General features: G+C 42.3%; 19 protein-coding genes. 1 reads left to right on the forward strand and 18 read right to left on the reverse strand.

All coding sequences use genetic code 11. The features are described 5' to 3' along the window. Position 1: 1 nt before the first annotated feature. The 7 genes from LEP1GSC185_RS08515 to LEP1GSC185_RS08545 all read right to left on the reverse strand — a co-directional run bounded on the left by LEP1GSC185_RS08515 (position 2) and on the right by LEP1GSC185_RS08545 (position 7,557). Positions 2-484: a type II secretion system protein GspG gene (locus LEP1GSC185_RS08515; RefSeq protein ID WP_008589536.1), complete on the reverse strand. Its 483-nt coding sequence runs from the start codon at positions 482-484 to the stop codon at positions 2-4. Positions 485-507: 23 nt separating this feature from the next. After that, on the reverse strand, positions 508-1,734 hold the full coding sequence (locus tag LEP1GSC185_RS08520; RefSeq protein ID WP_008589734.1) for a type II secretion system F family protein: 1,227 nt from the start codon (positions 1,732-1,734) through the stop codon (positions 508-510). Between the two features lie 11 nt (positions 1,735-1,745). Next, positions 1,746-3,419 carry a type II secretion system ATPase GspE gene (gene gspE / locus LEP1GSC185_RS08525; RefSeq protein WP_008591183.1) on the reverse strand — a complete coding sequence of 558 codons (1,674 nt, stop codon included), beginning with the start codon at positions 3,417-3,419 and terminating at the stop codon, positions 1,746-1,748. A 4-nt stretch (positions 3,420-3,423) separates the two neighbouring features. Then, entirely contained in the window at positions 3,424-5,214 is a 1,791-nt protein-coding gene (gspD, locus tag LEP1GSC185_RS08530; RefSeq protein WP_008591540.1) for a type II secretion system secretin GspD, read from the reverse strand. A 7-nt stretch (positions 5,215-5,221) separates the two neighbouring features. Continuing rightward, positions 5,222-6,115, reverse strand: coding sequence for a general secretion pathway protein GspC (locus LEP1GSC185_RS08535; RefSeq protein WP_008590415.1), 894 nt, complete (start codon positions 6,113-6,115; stop codon positions 5,222-5,224). Positions 6,116-6,200: 85 nt separating this feature from the next. Then, on the reverse strand, positions 6,201-7,214 hold the full coding sequence (locus tag LEP1GSC185_RS08540) for a M23 family metallopeptidase (RefSeq protein WP_024864009.1): 1,014 nt from the start codon (positions 7,212-7,214) through the stop codon (positions 6,201-6,203). Beyond that, positions 7,183-7,557, reverse strand: coding sequence for a type II secretion system-associated lipoprotein (locus LEP1GSC185_RS08545; RefSeq protein WP_008589447.1), 375 nt, complete (start codon positions 7,555-7,557; stop codon positions 7,183-7,185). The genes LEP1GSC185_RS08540 and LEP1GSC185_RS08545 overlap by 32 nt, the downstream gene beginning before the upstream one ends. Positions 7,558-7,639: 82 nt before the next feature. Here LEP1GSC185_RS08545 and LEP1GSC185_RS08550 point away from each other — a divergent pair, with 82 nt between their 5' ends. After that, complete coding sequence (locus tag LEP1GSC185_RS08550) at positions 7,640-9,175, forward strand: YifB family Mg chelatase-like AAA ATPase (protein WP_008596624.1); 1,536 nt, start codon at positions 7,640-7,642, stop codon at positions 9,173-9,175. Positions 9,176-9,205: 30 nt separating this feature from the next. On the opposite strand, the gene LEP1GSC185_RS08555 is transcribed toward LEP1GSC185_RS08550, so the two are convergent. The 11 genes from LEP1GSC185_RS08555 to rpsP form a co-directional block, all read right to left on the reverse strand. Further along, positions 9,206-9,403 (reverse strand): hypothetical protein, encoded by a 198-nt coding sequence (locus LEP1GSC185_RS08555; protein WP_008590301.1) that lies wholly within the window; start codon positions 9,401-9,403, stop codon positions 9,206-9,208. A gap of 94 nt (positions 9,404-9,497) precedes the next feature. After that, on the reverse strand, positions 9,498-9,857 hold the full coding sequence (locus tag LEP1GSC185_RS08560) for a YraN family protein (RefSeq protein ID WP_008590873.1): 360 nt from the start codon (positions 9,855-9,857) through the stop codon (positions 9,498-9,500). Between the two features lie 72 nt (positions 9,858-9,929). Continuing rightward, positions 9,930-11,114: an HD-GYP domain-containing protein gene (locus LEP1GSC185_RS08565; protein ID WP_008589529.1), complete on the reverse strand. Its 1,185-nt coding sequence runs from the start codon at positions 11,112-11,114 to the stop codon at positions 9,930-9,932. Between the two features lie 13 nt (positions 11,115-11,127). Further along, a complete protein-coding gene (locus LEP1GSC185_RS08570; RefSeq protein WP_033272141.1) occupies positions 11,128-11,391 on the reverse strand; it encodes an EscU/YscU/HrcU family type III secretion system export apparatus switch protein in 264 nt (87 codons plus the stop codon). Next, positions 11,379-12,182: a hypothetical protein gene (locus tag LEP1GSC185_RS08575; RefSeq protein ID WP_008589832.1), complete on the reverse strand. Its 804-nt coding sequence runs from the start codon at positions 12,180-12,182 to the stop codon at positions 11,379-11,381. Before LEP1GSC185_RS08575 ends, LEP1GSC185_RS08570 begins: the two co-directional genes overlap by 13 nt. Next, positions 12,151-12,843: a ribonuclease HII gene (locus tag LEP1GSC185_RS08580; RefSeq protein ID WP_008590333.1), complete on the reverse strand. Its 693-nt coding sequence runs from the start codon at positions 12,841-12,843 to the stop codon at positions 12,151-12,153. Before LEP1GSC185_RS08580 ends, LEP1GSC185_RS08575 begins: the two co-directional genes overlap by 32 nt. Before the next feature lie 75 nt (positions 12,844-12,918). Next, positions 12,919-13,353, reverse strand: coding sequence for a 50S ribosomal protein L19 (gene rplS / locus LEP1GSC185_RS08585; RefSeq protein ID WP_008591513.1), 435 nt, complete (start codon positions 13,351-13,353; stop codon positions 12,919-12,921). Next, on the reverse strand, positions 13,350-14,018 hold the full coding sequence (gene trmD, locus LEP1GSC185_RS08590) for a tRNA (guanosine(37)-N1)-methyltransferase TrmD (RefSeq protein ID WP_008589445.1): 669 nt from the start codon (positions 14,016-14,018) through the stop codon (positions 13,350-13,352). Before trmD ends, rplS begins: the two co-directional genes overlap by 4 nt. Beyond that, entirely contained in the window at positions 14,008-14,526 is a 519-nt protein-coding gene (gene rimM / locus LEP1GSC185_RS08595; protein ID WP_008590897.1) for a ribosome maturation factor RimM, read from the reverse strand. Before rimM ends, trmD begins: the two co-directional genes overlap by 11 nt. After that, on the reverse strand, positions 14,519-14,749 hold the full coding sequence (locus LEP1GSC185_RS08600; protein WP_008591501.1) for a KH domain-containing protein: 231 nt from the start codon (positions 14,747-14,749) through the stop codon (positions 14,519-14,521). The genes rimM and LEP1GSC185_RS08600 overlap by 8 nt, the downstream gene beginning before the upstream one ends. Then, positions 14,749-15,015 carry a 30S ribosomal protein S16 gene (gene rpsP / locus LEP1GSC185_RS08605; protein ID WP_008590417.1) on the reverse strand — a complete coding sequence of 89 codons (267 nt, stop codon included), beginning with the start codon at positions 15,013-15,015 and terminating at the stop codon, positions 14,749-14,751. Before rpsP ends, LEP1GSC185_RS08600 begins: the two co-directional genes overlap by 1 nt. Positions 15,016-15,111: the final 96 nt, after the last annotated feature.

The following is a 15,111-nucleotide window of genomic DNA, read 5'->3' on the forward strand; positions in this document are numbered from 1 at the left end:
TTTATTTTTTAGCGCCTGATGCAGAAGTGAATTGAGGCGGATATTGTTCTTCTTTAGTGATATCGAAGTCCGAATTCAAACCTTCTCCACCTTCCACTTTATCTTGGCCAAAAGTGATGATTTGGATCTCTCCCGCTCCGTCGTATCTGAGTTTGTACGGGTTTTTCCAAGGGTCATTGATAGAATCCTTGCTGCTTACCATAGGGATCCAGTTTTCAGGAATTTCTCCCGTGGTCGGTCTTTCTACTAACGCATCCAAACCTTGCTCTTCGCTAGGATAACTTCCGAATTTAGAAGCGTATCTTTCCAAGTGTAGTCTAAGTTCTTGTTTATCTTTTTTGATCTTCATCTTTGCTGTTTCGATGCTCACTCCACCGAAATCAACACTGACAAGAATGATAGTCATCAAAGCACCTAAAATGGCGACAACGATCGCTAATTCGATAAGAGTGAATCCTTTTCTCCGTTTGTTTCCCGTTTTCAAAGTCGGTTCTCCTATTTCTATTGTTATATACCTTGCAAGTTTTGGGTCAAGCTGAACATCGGAACGATGATCGCCGCCATAATGATACCGATCGCAAAACCCATAAAAACAAGCATCAAAGGTTCGATCGCCTGGGTTGCATTTTTTAATGCGGAATCCACCTCTTGGTCGTAGATTTCCGCAAGCTTATTCAACATCTCCGGGACCCTGTCCGAAACTTCTCCGGCAGACATCATTCCTAATACTAGTTGTGGTAATATCTCAGACCCAGTGAATGACGTAGAAAGTTTCTCACCTTCCCGAATTCTTTCGCAAGCATTTCGAATTTCTTGTCCGAAAACCGAATGATTAACGATTTGTTCCACTATTTGGAGAGAAGTAATGAGTGGTACCCTATTTGTAAGAAGTATTCCTAAATTTCTCGCAAAATTGGATATAAGCACCTTTTTATTGAGTGTTCGAATGATCGGAATTCTCAAAACGAACTTCTCCCATTTTTCCTTTCCTTCCGGAGTGGATTTATAAAAGAAAAATCCCACAACTCCGGCACCTATCATAGGAAAGATCAAAAACCAATAGCCGGTAAGAAGTCTGGAGCTTCCGATCACGATCCTGGTAATTACAGGAAGTGTTGCGTTGAACTCTACGAATAGATGTTCTATCTGAGGAACGACTGTGGTAAGAAGGAATATGATCACGATCTGTAATAGGCAGAAAATAATTCCCGGATAAACAAGAGCGGTGGTGACCTTACCTTTTAACTGTAGGTTTTTTTCTTCCATCTCTGCAAGACGCATGAGTGCGGTTTCGTAATCACCCGTTCTTTCTCCTACGGAAACAAGAGAAGGATACTGATTTGGAAAAACATCCGGATGTTTTCTCATCGAATCGGATAAAGAACTTCCTTCGGTAATATCCGCTTGCATTGCGATCACTACTTTGCGGAACACTTCGTGGTCGGTCTGTTCTATGATACTGGAAAGCGATTTGTCTAACGGAATACCCGCGCCCAAAAGAGTTCCGAGCTGTCTTGAAAAAAGACCAATGATCTTTTTAGGAACTCTATAGAGGAGTCTAGCTAAGAACGGAAAAAGTTCTCTGTCCTTTCTTTCCGCATCTTCGGAAATCTGGCGAACGTAAAAACCTTTTCCCTTAAGTTTTGCTCTAGCGGACTGGATATTCGGGGCGTCTATAATCCCCTTCTCTTCCTTTCCTTTTTTGTTAAACGCAGTATAAGTATAAAGTGCCATGGAAGGAAAACTTAGGTAACTCTTAGAACTTCATCCGGGGTGGTAACTCCATCCAATACTTTTCGGATCCCATAATCTCTCATGGTTGCAAATCCGTTTTCTAAAGCGATATCATTGATCTTATTGGTGTCCGATCCTGCGAGAATTGCGTTTTTGATCGGAGTATTGATGATCAGAAGTTCGTAAACCCCAGTTCTTCCCTTAAACCCTGTGTTCATACAATGAGAACAACCTTTTCCCTTGTATAAAACTCCGCCTTTCAGATCCTTTTTGGAAATTCCGATAGATTCCAACTCCTGAGGAGTTGGTTTGTAGGAAATTTTACATTCTTTGCATATAGTTCTTACAAGTCGCTGGGCCATAAATCCCAATACCGTGGAAGTGATCAGATAAGGTTCAATTCCCATATCCACAAGCCTTGTCGCTGCGGATGCTGCATCATTTGTGTGTAAAGTAGAGAAAACTAAGTGACCTGTTAAGGAAGCTTGGATCGCGATCCTTGCAGTTTCCTCATCCCGGATCTCCCCCACCATGATTACATCCGGGTCCTGACGTAAAATGGCTCTTAGGCCGGTTGCAAATGTGAGGCCGATCTTCTCCTGCATCTGCATCTGGGAAACACCGTCTATTTGGTATTCCACTGGGTCTTCGCAGGTGATGATATTTCTTTCTTCGGTATTCAGCTCGGTCAAAGCGGAATACAATGTTGTGGATTTTCCGGATCCAGTCGGACCGGTTACTAAGACAATTCCGTGGGGTTGGTAGATTAGAGTGCGAAGTGTTTTGATAAGATCCGGATAAAATCCCATGGTCTCCAAGGAATATTTTTGATCGGTCTTGTTCAAGAGACGCATAACGATACGTTCTCCGAATTGGCAAGGTATGGTGGAAACCCGGATATCCACATCCTTTCCCGCAAGTCTGAGTTTGATCCTACCGTCTTGAGGTAATCTATTTTCTGCGATGTTCAAGTTGGACATGATCTTAATACGGGAAGTGATTCCCGCATGATAAGACTTGGGAGGGGTTAATACGTTATGAAGAATGCCGTCTATCCTGTAACGAACGACTAGGCTTTTTTCGTACGGTTCTACGTGAATATCCGAAGCTCTCTCGTTTACCGCCTGAGAAAGTATCACGTTCACCATCTTGATGATAGGAGCGTCGTCCGAAAGATCGATTGTTTCGTTATCGAAACCTTCTGCAAGTTCTGAGAAACTACCCTCCATTTCATTCAACATATCTTTCGCTGCGGCGGAAGTATTGTCGAACTGGGAATGGATGAGCCTCATTACTTCAGGCTCCGGAGCAAGTATGAATTCTATTTTAAATTCTTTTAATGCAGAACGTACATCGTCCATCGGGTGAAGATCCGTAGGATCGGACACCGCGATTTTAACGTTCTTCTTATGTAATTCGAAAGGAACTATTTTACTTTTTTGGATGAGCTTAAGAGGAATGCGGTCGTAAACCTCTTCCATTCCTTTGAATTCCAGTTTTTCCCGGAATTCCATTTTGTAAAGTCTGGCCATCGCTTTAAGAACGTCTACTTCTCCTGCGATCCCTTTTTTCTGAAGAATATGTCCTAGGGGTAAATGATTCTTTTTTTGTAGTTTGAGAGAGTCTTCTAGATCCTTGGCGGATATGACCCCATCTTCTACGAGAATATCACCTAGAGTTTTCACTGTATTATTCTCCGCGTTCCTTAATGGTGGCTTCCTTATTTAGAACCCTTTCCCTTTCGATTTCGTATCTTTCTTGTTGTAACTTCTTCTTAACAGTCATCTTATCAGCAAGTTCACGATTATCCAAGATATGTGGAGTGATAAAGACCATTAAATTTGTCTTTTTTAACTGCTCAGTAGTTCTACGAAAGATCCAACCCAGATAAGGAATGTCCCCGAGTAAAGGTATCTTGATCAGACGTTTCTGTTTATCGTTGGAGATCAACCCCCCGATCACGATCGTTTGTCTATTATCGATAGTGATGGTAGTCTTTACTTCCCTTCTGTTAAAGGTTGGGTTTCCTCCAGCAAGTGCGATGGATGCGATGTTTTTGATCTCTTGCAAAAGATCCAAAGTGATACGGTTATTCTTATTCACGTGAGGGGTGAATTTTAGCTTAATACCTGTTGGACGGTATTCGTAGTTGTCCACAGTCACTGCGTTTGCTCCACCAAGACCCGCGTTACGGCTTTGGGTCCTAACCGGAACGTCCTGTCCAACGTTGATCTCAGCTTCTTGGTTATCCAGAGTAAGAACTTGAGGAGCAGACAATACGTTAAAGTTCTCATTTCCTTGGTTAGCACTTAAGATCCCTAAGATCTGTTGAGCTCCAGCTTGCACAAAGCCTAGGGAGAAGCCAGATAAAGTGTTCAGGTTCGGGTTGATCCTACCGCTTGAATTTATGATATTACCTTCTTTAGCAAGGCCCGAGTTGAACTGGCTATAAGGACCCTGGCCTTGGAATCTCCAGTCGATACCGAAGTCATTCGTATCCGTGGAAGAAAGTTCCACGATCAAAACTTCTAACAATACCTGCTTTCTCGCAGAATCCAATACTCGAATAATTTTACGGATCTCGTTCCATTCCGATTCGGTAGCGGTTACGATCACAGAGTTGGATTCTTTATGAGCAACAGCCTTGATCTTTTCTACCTTAGGAGCGGGAGGAGGAGGTGCACCAGGTTGGCTGCTTGGAAGAGGTTGGTCCCCTACTACAGGATTATCCAACTTGATCAACGTTGCAGCAATCTTCTCCGCTTCGCTGAATTCTAATGTATAAATATGAACATCACCCGCTGAAGCGACAGCTCCGGGGGTAGTCTCATCCGGTCTTACATCCAACTCATTTACTAAAGTGAGAAGTTTATTGATGTCCGCCGTGGAACCGGAAAGTACGATTGTATTCGTATTTCTATAAACGATAATATCAGTATTAGGAGAAGTTAATCTTTTTAAGATAGGCTCCAATTCTTCCGGTTTTACGTTCTCTACCGGAATGATCTGTGTAATAATACGATTGTCTAATGCTTCTGTCTCCGGAATAGGCTCCTTACCCACTCTTACATAAGGAGATCTGGCAAGTGCATCCTTCAATTTTACGATGGTGATCAGATCCACCTCTTCTACGATCGCAAACCCCATGGATTCCAAAACAGCTTTCATGAAAGGAAATGCGTTTTTGATCGGGATCTCTTTTTGGGAGATGATAGTGATCTTCTTACCTTTTAAACTCTCATCCAAAAGAATGTTTTTCTTTAGGATCGCGCTCATCCCTTTTAGAAAATCATTAAGTTCAGTATCTCTCCAGTTGGCATAAAAGGTTTTTTCCTTTGTATCTTCCGCGGAAGGGGCAGTACTTCTCTTACTTCCCTTTTTGGAAGCTTGGGAAAGTAACCCTTCGTTCACCGAAAGAAGAAGTAAGAACGCGAATGCTGCGTTTCTCAAATATCTGGATCGTAAATCTGTTTTGCGCATTTAATCTCTAATTCCGGATGATGAATTCATAGGACAATATCTTGCCCATTCTCTCTACGTCTACGGATACTTTATCGGCTGTTTTTAGGGAATTCCATATTTCCATCATTTTTACCGTATCGTTTAAGGGCATTCCGTTTACCCGTCGCACCACGTCCCCGGTCCTAGCTCCCAAAGAATAAAAAATATGATCACTGCCGATACTGTATATTTTGTAACCCGCGATCGTGTTATTTTCCAAATAAGGACCGAACTTTCCCTTATAAAGTTCAGCTACGTTAGCTAATTTTCTATTCACATCCTGTCTGGACAGGATTTTACGGACCGTATCTGCAGCAGGAGGTCCTCCAGGTACATCTGCCTGAGCACCTAATTTGGCTCTGGCCTCTCCCGGCGTTTGGCCAATCTCAACTTTGATAGATTGGCCTCCTTTTTCTAGGACAACATGGTTGAGAAGAATGGACTTTACCTTGTATCCGCCTACTACTTCTCCCATTGCGAACTCTTCCGCGTTTTGTTTTCCTTTTTCCAAAATAGTAACTCGGGCAAAACTCCAGTGACCGCTTAAGGTTCCGGTGACTCTCATTTCTTCGCCTTCTCCTGTATCCGGAGGAGCGCCTGGGGTTCCGTCTACGCCAACAGGAGTTTCTCCCGGTGGTGGAGCTAAACTTCCTCTAAATAAAGAGCCTGTTACCATTTCCTTGGACATTTCGATCGTAATCGAATTCTCTGCTACGGGTCTTCTGGGTGCTGCAGTAGAGGAACCGGCTTGAACATCAGGGGTCAGAAAAAGTAAAAGTATCCCCCTACAAAGATATGCCAGGGAGAAGGAAAAAAATATCACGACAGGGATCAGAACATAGAATGTATGTTTTCTGAATTCGATAAAAATTGCGTTCATTGCGCCCTTCGGATAGTTTCACTGATTCAATCTAAAAAAGCCGGATCCAAATGGAATTGGTCCCGGCTTTTGAAAAGATGATCGGTTAAAGTTTCGCTACTTTGCCTGGGTCCAGGTTGGTAACAATTTTTAAGGTCTTCCTGAGAGCCACCTCAGGATTGATCCTTTTTCCGTTATAGAACACCTCGAAATGGAGATGGGAACCTGTGGCGGAGCCTGTACGACCTACGGCACCTATGACCGTGCCTGCTCTCACTTTCGTTCCCTCTTCCACTGTAATTTTAGCGCAATGCGCATACATGGTTCTATAACCGTTTGGATGATCTATGATGACTGAATTTCCATAACCGCCATTCACTCCCGCAAAGCTTACCACTCCATCCGCCGAAGCTAAGATTGGCGCTCCTTGAGGGCCAGCCATATCTATCCCAGTATGGTAACCCCCTCCACCTGTATGGAACGGATCTTTTCTTTTGCCGTATCTGGAAGAAAATCTAGCTCCTAATACTGGAGTAATGAATACTCTTTTGTATTCAATCTTCTGACGGGAAGCGTTTCCTACTTTTACAGGAACACTTAAGCTCTGTCCTACTTTTAGAACGGAACCTTTGTTTAGCCCGTTTGCTTCCGAAATTTTAGCAGCAGTGGTCTTTAAGGATTTTGCGATCCTGAATAATGTATCCTTAGGTTTTACGATATAGGATTTTATAATAAAGCCGCTCTGGCTTACGATCTTGGAAGAAACAATCGGATTGATACTAATAAAGGAAGGAAGTTCCAAATTGGACTTATCCTTATTATAACTAAGAGAAGAATATTTATCTTCTTCCCATTCTTCCGGAGATTGGGAGAATAATTGTTTGATCTTACGCTCTTCCTTATCGGTAAAGAAGGAAGAATCCTTGTTCGCATAATCGTTGATCGCGTTTTCGTAGTTTTTGAGTGGATCGGCCGATAAAGCAGAACTAAGCATGGCGGATATAATGGGAAGGCAGAGAATCGTCCGTTTCACATATTTAATATCGGCCGCATCGGGATGCCTTCTTGAACCTAGGGGGGAACGACGGCTACTTTTTCTTTTTATATTCCGTGAGCTCATTTGCAACGATCTTATCCAAATCCTCTATACTGATGGTCTTTTTCTCTAGATCTTCGTTCACCTGATAGGCGATCAGCCTGCCGATTGCATGTTCCCTTTTTTGGTCCGCAGGGAAACATTTCACTTTAATCAGGGAAGGAGTCGATTCGACATAGATTCGGACCAACATTCCCTTCTTAAAAGTTTCGGTCATGGAGACTTTTGTGTCTTTTTTAAGGCTGTATATCTTATCCTGGTAATGCTCGTTGATCTCGAATAACTTCTCTTTTTTGATCAGCCTGGCGCCGCATTGTATGGTAAATAGAGCCAGTAAAAAAGCGAAGAATCGCACCATTTCATGCATAACTTACTGAAGGTCCGGAAGTGATAAACTAGTTTTTAGAAAAAAAGCGCGAGGCCCGGATTTTTCCGCACCTGTCCCGGTTATGGAGACATGTAAACTGACCAAATTTCTGGGAGCTTCTCTGGAAGGAATACAACCCTTTCCGGTATCCGTAGAGATCAATATTAAAAGAGGGATCCCAAGGTTCCAGATCACGGGACTTGCAAGCCCTTCCATCAAAGAATCAGCGGATAGGATTAGGATCGCAATAGAGAATAGCGGTTTTGAATATTCTTTGCAGAATATCCTGGTCCACCTCGCTCCCGCAGGCAGAAAGAAGGACGGGACATACTTAGATCTTACCATTGCTGCTGGGATCTTATATTTAACGGAGCAATTACCTTCTTCCCAAAAATTAGAACAGTTTCTTTTCTTGGGAGAATTAGGGCTGGATGGAACTGTTAAACCTCTGAAAGGAATTCTTCCTATACTTTCCGGTATAGAGAATACAGGTTTTACAGCGGCCGTTGTCCCTTTTGATAATAGGAAGGAAGCTTCCATCCTCGGGAAATTTCCGATCTATGCGATCTCTCATTTAAAAGATTTAGTCTCCTTAGCTAAAGGAAAGATAAAACCGGAAGATAAGAGTGAGATCAAGATCAAGTCTGAAATATTTCCTTGGAAATCGGAATTTCATAAGAGCCAGTTACCTGCAATCAGAGCGATGCAGATCGCAAGTGCAGGAGCTCATCATTGTTTATTGTCTGGTCCGCCTGGAGCCGGAAAAACAATGCTCGCAAAATTGGCTTACGGATTTCTTCCAAACATCAAAGAGAAAGAAGGAATAGAACTATTAGGGATCCGTTCCTTACAAGAGAACTTGTCCGATACGGAAGTAGAAAGACCTTTTAGGAGTCCGCATCATACGATTTCCGATATTTCTTTGGTGGGAGGTTCAAGTAGTTTAAGAATGGGAGAAGTTTCCTTAGCCGGAAATGGAATACTATTTTTAGACGAACTCTCCGAATTCCATTCTCGTAATTTACAAGCATTAAGAGAGCCTATGGAAGAAGGAAAAATTACGATTTCTAGGATCAAAGGTTCTATTACCTACCCTGCTTCATTTTTGTTCATAGGAGCCACCAATCCATGTCCTTGCGGATATTACCAAACCTTAATAAAGGAATGTAATTGCAGCGTTGCAAGTATACGAAACTACCAGTCCCCTTTTACGGGCCCATTTTTAGATCGGATCGAAATATTCTACCATATAGGCTTTTCAGGAAATCCAGATAGCGAGAAGGTTTCCGTAAATCTAAAATCTATCCGAGATTCCATCCAGTCCGCTGCGGATATACAATATCGAAGATTATTCAGGGAAACAGGAAAGCTGTATAACGGAAGATTAAGAGGAGAAGAAGTAGAAAGAATGATCCCTCTTTCCAAGGAATGTGAGTCTATGTTTTGGAAGGCTGTCTCTAACCAAAAGTTCAGCATTCGTAAGGTTGCTCATTTTAGGAAGCTTGCGAGAACGATTGCGGATCTGGAAGGTTCGGAGGATATACTTTTGAGGAATTTGGAGGAGGCCCTTGTTTTCCTGAATTCCGGATGGTCTCCGGAAAACAGGGCCGTAACCTAACTTGTTCTTTCGACGGTTTTATTTTTGTGGTTACTTTGACAGGAAATGCGAGAGTTCCATAGCGATCTTATCGATTGCGAAATCAATGTAGTTTTCGTCTTCGATCTTCTTCTTATAGTCCTCGAATTTCCGCTTTTTGATCGGAACTCCTCGTTTTCTCAGGATCACTGGGTCCGGTCCGAACGGGTCGGACCCGGCCAAGTTGCCGAGAATTTGGATGCTTTTCATAGTTACTTCCTTGTAACGATTTAAGGTCCTCATCCTTGAGAACCCGCAGACAATTCGAAAATCGACTCGTTTTTCAAATCGCTTAACGATTGTTTTAGAATAGATTAAGATAATATTTCAGTTCCCTTTTTTCGGTAATTAAGGCCAGGGAGAAGGAGACAAAATGATCTCTAAACGAAACGTTTTTACTCAAATAATATCGAGCTACCGTTTTCATTCTACGGATCTTACTTGGTCTGAATATTTCCAAGGGATGAATCGGAGAGGTTTTGGCCCAGTATTTCACTTCCGTAAAATAGAGGACGTTTTCTTTCTCACTGATTATGTCGATTTCCCCCTTTTGGATCCGGAAGTTCCTTTCTAGAATGGTGTGGCCTTGCCCTAGAAGGAGTTCTGCAGCTATATTTTCTCCTTCTTTTCCTTTCAATACTCTTACTTTGGAGTCAGGTCTCATACAGAGACCTGTTCTGGAAAAGAAGAATGAATAGAATATTTAGGACTTAAAAAGTTTAGATCCTAAAAAAAATTAAGAATTTGCGGTGGCTTCTTGTAGATCGAGAGCCTTGACAATAAATAGATGATTCTCTTTTACCAGATCCACCAAGACTAAATTGCGTACAAAAGTGCCATATTCGTCTTTTATAATACGGATAGAAGGGCGTAAAGGTTTGTCCGCATTTGCGGCTAGAACGACTCCTACTCTTTTGTCGGAAAGTTCCACGCAAGAACCTACAGGATACAAGGAAACCTGGTTTAAAAAAGTACGCACGATCTTTAAGTCAAACTTACCTACGTCCATACTGATCATAGATTTGATCGCCTCATGAGGAAGTACTCTTTGCCTATGAGGTCTATTTGTGATCAGGGCGGAAAAATTATCGGCAATCGCGTAAATCCTAGCATTTTCCTCGATTGCAGTTCCAGCGATCTTTTGAGGATAACCTTTTCCGTCAAAACGTTCATGGTGTTGTAAAGCAACTACCGCTAAACTATTCTTAATTTTGACTCTTTGGGTCAGAACCTGGTAACCGATAATCGTATGCTTTAGGATGGATTTATATTCTTCGTCGGTGAGCTGGTCCGTTTTTTCGGATATGGTTGCAGGAACTTTTGTCATTCCCACATCCGCTACCAAACAAGAGATCGCAAGATCCACCATTTTAGGACGGGAGAAGTCCAAAAGTTTTCCTATGATCAAAGCATAGAATGTGGATGTAGTGATCTGGTTGTAAAGGTAATACCCTGGATTATTCATTCCAAGGATCAGGTAGGAAAGATTATTATGGGTCCTTACAAAATCGGAAAGCGCTTCTCCCTGCTCCCTTACCGGACCGAAATCGAATACCTTATCGTCCGCAACTTTTCTATAAACGTCTTGTACTAATGCGAAAGTATTTTTGTATAGATTGGAAAATTGTATTTTGATACGATTCAGGTTATCGTAGATCCCCTTCAACGGAAGAAGGTCCTCGTCTACGATCGTGCTGATGATAAAATCCTCTAATTGGGTTTCTAACCTTTCGGGATCCACATCAATAACTAGGATATCTCCGTGAGTCAATACCTCGGTGATCCCGAATCTTTTCAAACGTTCCAAGTCCGAATCAGTGATCGGAGTATTAGAAGTGATGAACAGATTTTCTTTGTCCAGATAAACGGGTTTTGTAAATCTCATACCCGGCTTCAATTCGGACACGTTCAATTTTTTCATTTTTCAAATTCCCTTAATTTGCTTCCGTTTTTTGGCTGAGTACGAAAGCAAAAACACCCGCAACCGCTCTGTATAAATTTTCCGGGATTTCTTGTCCTACCGGTATCGGAGAAAGTGCCTCGGCCAAAGGAGCATCCTCCACTATAGGGACTCCGTGTCTTTTCGCCACGCCCTTGATCTTTTCACCTAAAAGACCTTCTCCCTTTGCTAGGATCTTTGGGCCTTTATTTTCATCCGGTGTAAACTTTAGGGCGATTCCGAATTTCACGCAGTCCATTCCCTTCTCTGTAAAGAGGGCTTATATTGTATCCTGAGTTCCTGGAATCTAACTCCCGATTCTTCCAAGAACTGCATAAATTTTTTACGATTCCGACCTATATGCAAGTACAATTTAGAACTAGTATAAATAGCCGTTAGAATCAGGTCCGACGCATCTTCTTTTTTCCAATGGAACCTGTACAAACTTGGACCGTCTTCTTTAGTCTCCATAAAGAGAACAAATATACGACCCGGATCGGTTCCACCCAAATATCCTTCCGCATTTCCTCCTTCCCATTCCCACTCGAAATAGGGAGTTTCCGATTTCCATTCGAAATGAGGAAAATAACTTTTTAAAAAGGCCAAAATACTATCTTCGGAGATTGGCCCTTCTTCTTTATGTAGTACCTTCTCCAAAACTCCTGTGAGTCCTTTTTCCAAAGGAGAAAAAATTTTGGAATCGTCCAGTTCTAACGTTAGTTTCCTTTCCTGGATTTTCCACTCCGAATCCCCCGATAAGGTTCGAGATAAAAGTAATTGTTCTCCGGTAAGAAGACTGGTCTTTGTTTCCGCCTCTAACGTTTCTCCCTTCCAGACAAGTTTTGCCTTTCCGTCCTTGGTTCCTTCTTTTACCCAAACCCTAAAGAATGGAGCGTCTTTGGATTCTCCTTCGAAAGTTTCCGGGTTGAGGATCTTTGTGGAGGAATTGATGACTAAGGAAATTTGATGAGATTCAGGGACCCGATCCGTTTTTCGGATCTGATTGTTTAGGTTTTTATCAATCGGATTGGGAGGAGGAATCGGCAGCATGGAATTTTTTTGTGAAGGATCTTCTGTGGATTCTTGCTAGTCCCAGATTCCGGATTGCTTCTTCATGTCCTGCGCTACCGTATCCTTTATGAGCCTCGAATCCATAACCGGGAAACTTAGAGGCGATTGCCTTCATAAAACGATCCCGTTTTACTTTTGCGATAATAGATGCAGCCGCAATACTCGCGATCCTGGAATCTCCTTTTTTATAATAATAAGACTGGCGTTTTACCTCTTCCGATTCCTTGTATTTGGAAAAATTATAGTTTCCGTCGATTAAGAGCAGAAGTTTTTTTCCAGTACTTTCTATCGGAGCTTCGGAGGCCTTTCTATAACATTTCAGGATACCCTCTAAAACCGCTCTGTTGATCCCGTAACGATCTATATAGGTATGGGATAAGAATGCGTGTGCAACTTTGTGGGCAGTTTCCTGAATTTCTTGAAACAAAGATTCACGTTTTGATTCAGTGAGTTTTTTGGAGTCATTCAATCCTTTTAAGATTTGGCCCGAGTAGATCTTTTCCAGAACTTCAGGTGTAAAGGAAACCATTCCTACGGATAAAGGACCTGCATACGGTCCTCTTCCTGCTTCATCTATACCGCATGGAAGATGATCTGGAAAAAATTTCAATTCTTCCGGTTCGAAATTTGCGAGAGGCATTGGTTTTTAGGGAGAAAGTAAAAGGAAAAGAAGGAGGGAAATGCGGCGAAGAAACTCGCCGCAAATTAAAGGATCTTATTCTGCAGCAGCAGTTTCTGCGGAGGAAGCGGCAGCTTTTGCTTCTTCTGCAGTTTGGCGTTTTCTGTCTTCTGCTACTAAGATCTTTCCACCTTTCAACTCGCGAATACGAGCAGATTTTCCGGAACGTTCTCTTAAGAAGAATAGTTTAGAACGACGAACCTTACCTTTACGTACTAGTTCAATTTTAGCGATACGAGGAGAATATAGAGGGAATACTCTTTCTACACCCACATCGTAGGAAATTCTACGAACGGTGAAAGATTTTCCGTTTCCGCCGTTGGAGATGGAGATCACAACTCCTTCGTATACCTGGACCCTTTCCTTGCCGGATTCTTGGATTTTATAATGGACCTTAACAGTATCCCCTACGTTGAAGTTCAGGGTACGATTCGCTTCTGTAGGAAGTCCGCCTTTTAAAAGTTCTTTCATAAATTCCTCGTAATATCAGGGTCGACTTTCTTTCGATTGGCATTGCGCCAAGATTCTATCGCCGCGTGGTTTCCGCCCAAGAGAATTTCGGGAACCTTCCAACCATTGTATTCGGAAGGTTTCGTATATTGTGGATATTCTAAAACATCCCTTTCGTTATGAGATTCTTCTTCCAGGCTCTCTCGGTCGCCTAAAAAGCCGGGCAAAAGCCTGGACACAGCATCCGCAATACAGAGGCTAGCCAAATCTCCGGCTGAAATTACATAATTTCCAAGGGACAGTTCTATGTCAACAAGATGCTCTGTTACCCTATGATCCACTCCTTCATAATATCCTGATATAAGAGTGATCGGCTTTTGGATCTTGGAAAGTTTCTCCGCAACATTCTGATCGAATGGAATTCCGGAAGGTGTAGTAAGAATTACGAGCCCTTTATCTTCTCCCAAGGACTTTAATGCGAGGTCTATTGGCTCTACTTTTAAAAGCATTCCTGGACCACCGCCATAAGGTGTGTCGTCTACCTTTAGATGTTTATTATTAGAGAAGTCCCGCAGATGTACGATGTTTACGGAGAATACTCCCTTTTGGATTGCCTTCTCTTGTAGCCCTTCCGCAAAGTATGCCTGGACCTTGGAGGGGAATAAGGTAATAAAATTAAATTTCATTCCAGTCCTCAGGACTTTTTAAAACGATCTTACCTTCTTCTAAGATTACCTTTCCTACATGTTTTTCTACGTATGGAACTAAGATCTCCGAATCTTGGGTTTGAAAAACAAGTATAGAATGTGCCGGATTTTCTAAAATGTCCACCAATTCCCAGCCAAGCTCTTTTCCGTCTTCAGAAATCGCTTTCAGACCTTTTAATTCGAATAGATAATATTCTTCGTTTTTGGATTTGGGAAAATAAGAACGATCGATATAAAGTTTTCCGCCTGTTAAGGAAGAAGCTTCTTCGGGAGAATTGATCCCTTCTAACTGTAAAAGTATTTTTCCTGATTGAATGGTCGATCTTAGGATTTTGACAGATACAGGTTCTCTAGAGGAAAATTCTAGTGTGGCATGGATGGGAAATTTGAGTTCCGGAACAGAACTATCCTCTGCAACCAATCGGACAAAACCCTTCAGTCCGAAGGGTTTTCCTAAATGTCCGGTTAGGATACGAGTCTCAGTCAATAATTTCTAAGGAGAAATTTTTTCCGGCTTTGATGGAAGCTGCGGTTAAGATCGCTCTTAAGGACTTTGCGATCCTACCATTCTTGCCGATCACTTTCCCCACGTCCTTCGGGGAAACCCGGAGTTCTAGGACGGTTTGTTCGTCGCCCTCGATTTCTTTTACGGAAATCTCCTCCGGATGATCTACTAGAGAAGTAACGATATAGCGGATCAGCTCTTCCATTACTTCTTCAGGGATTGTTTGTATTCCGCCCAAATTCCCTCGTGTTTAATGAGGTTCAGAACGGTTCCGGTAGGTTGCGCACCTTTGCTGAGCCAGCCTAAAATTTTGTCTTTATCCAGGACAGTTCCACTTTTCACTTCTGCTGGGTGATAGTGTCCAAGGATATCGATAAATTTACCATCTCTAGGGGAACGGCTGTCTGCAGCCACTACCCGGTAGTGAGGGTTGTTTTTGGCTCCGGTTCTTTGTAGTCTGATCTTAACCAAAGTAAAATTCCTTCGAATAAATAAGGATGGCTCACCGTACGGCTCGCCCTAATACGCCATAATTCCCTGGAACGCTCGGCTGTCAATATTTAATGT

It is taken from the genome of Leptospira licerasiae serovar Varillal str. VAR 010 (assembly GCF_000244755.1).
Classification (GTDB): Bacteria; Spirochaetota; Leptospiria; order Leptospirales; family Leptospiraceae; genus Leptospira_B; species Leptospira_B licerasiae.

What these genes read in the sequence shown, in the direction of transcription:
- LEP1GSC185_RS08520 (WP_008589734.1), bottom strand. Translation starts at nt 1,734, where the DNA reads ATGGCACTTTATACTTATACTGCGTTTAACAAAAAAGGAAAGGAAGAG.
- gspD (WP_008591540.1), bottom strand. Translation starts at nt 5,214, where the DNA reads ATGCGCAAAACAGATTTACGATCCAGATATTTGAGAAACGCAGCATTC.
- LEP1GSC185_RS08535 (WP_008590415.1), bottom strand. Translation starts at nt 6,115, where the DNA reads ATGAACGCAATTTTTATCGAATTCAGAAAACATACATTCTATGTTCTG.
- LEP1GSC185_RS08540 (WP_024864009.1), bottom strand. Translation starts at nt 7,214, where the DNA reads ATGAGCTCACGGAATATAAAAAGAAAAAGTAGCCGTCGTTCCCCCCTA.
- LEP1GSC185_RS08545 (WP_008589447.1), bottom strand. Translation starts at nt 7,557, where the DNA reads ATGCATGAAATGGTGCGATTCTTCGCTTTTTTACTGGCTCTATTTACC.
- LEP1GSC185_RS08550 (WP_008596624.1), top strand. Translation starts at nt 7,640, where the DNA reads ATGGAGACATGTAAACTGACCAAATTTCTGGGAGCTTCTCTGGAAGGA.
- LEP1GSC185_RS08555 (WP_008590301.1), bottom strand. Translation starts at nt 9,403, where the DNA reads ATGAAAAGCATCCAAATTCTCGGCAACTTGGCCGGGTCCGACCCGTTC.
- LEP1GSC185_RS08560 (WP_008590873.1), bottom strand. Translation starts at nt 9,857, where the DNA reads ATGAGACCTGACTCCAAAGTAAGAGTATTGAAAGGAAAAGAAGGAGAA.
- LEP1GSC185_RS08565 (WP_008589529.1), bottom strand. Translation starts at nt 11,114, where the DNA reads ATGAAAAAATTGAACGTGTCCGAATTGAAGCCGGGTATGAGATTTACA.
- LEP1GSC185_RS08570 (WP_033272141.1), bottom strand. Translation starts at nt 11,391, where the DNA reads ATGGACTGCGTGAAATTCGGAATCGCCCTAAAGTTTACACCGGATGAA.
- LEP1GSC185_RS08575 (WP_008589832.1), bottom strand. Translation starts at nt 12,182, where the DNA reads ATGCTGCCGATTCCTCCTCCCAATCCGATTGATAAAAACCTAAACAAT.
- LEP1GSC185_RS08580 (WP_008590333.1), bottom strand. Translation starts at nt 12,843, where the DNA reads ATGCCTCTCGCAAATTTCGAACCGGAAGAATTGAAATTTTTTCCAGAT.
- rplS (WP_008591513.1), bottom strand. Translation starts at nt 13,353, where the DNA reads ATGAAAGAACTTTTAAAAGGCGGACTTCCTACAGAAGCGAATCGTACC.
- trmD (WP_008589445.1), bottom strand. Translation starts at nt 14,018, where the DNA reads ATGAAATTTAATTTTATTACCTTATTCCCCTCCAAGGTCCAGGCATAC.
- LEP1GSC185_RS08600 (WP_008591501.1), bottom strand. Translation starts at nt 14,749, where the DNA reads ATGGAAGAGCTGATCCGCTATATCGTTACTTCTCTAGTAGATCATCCG.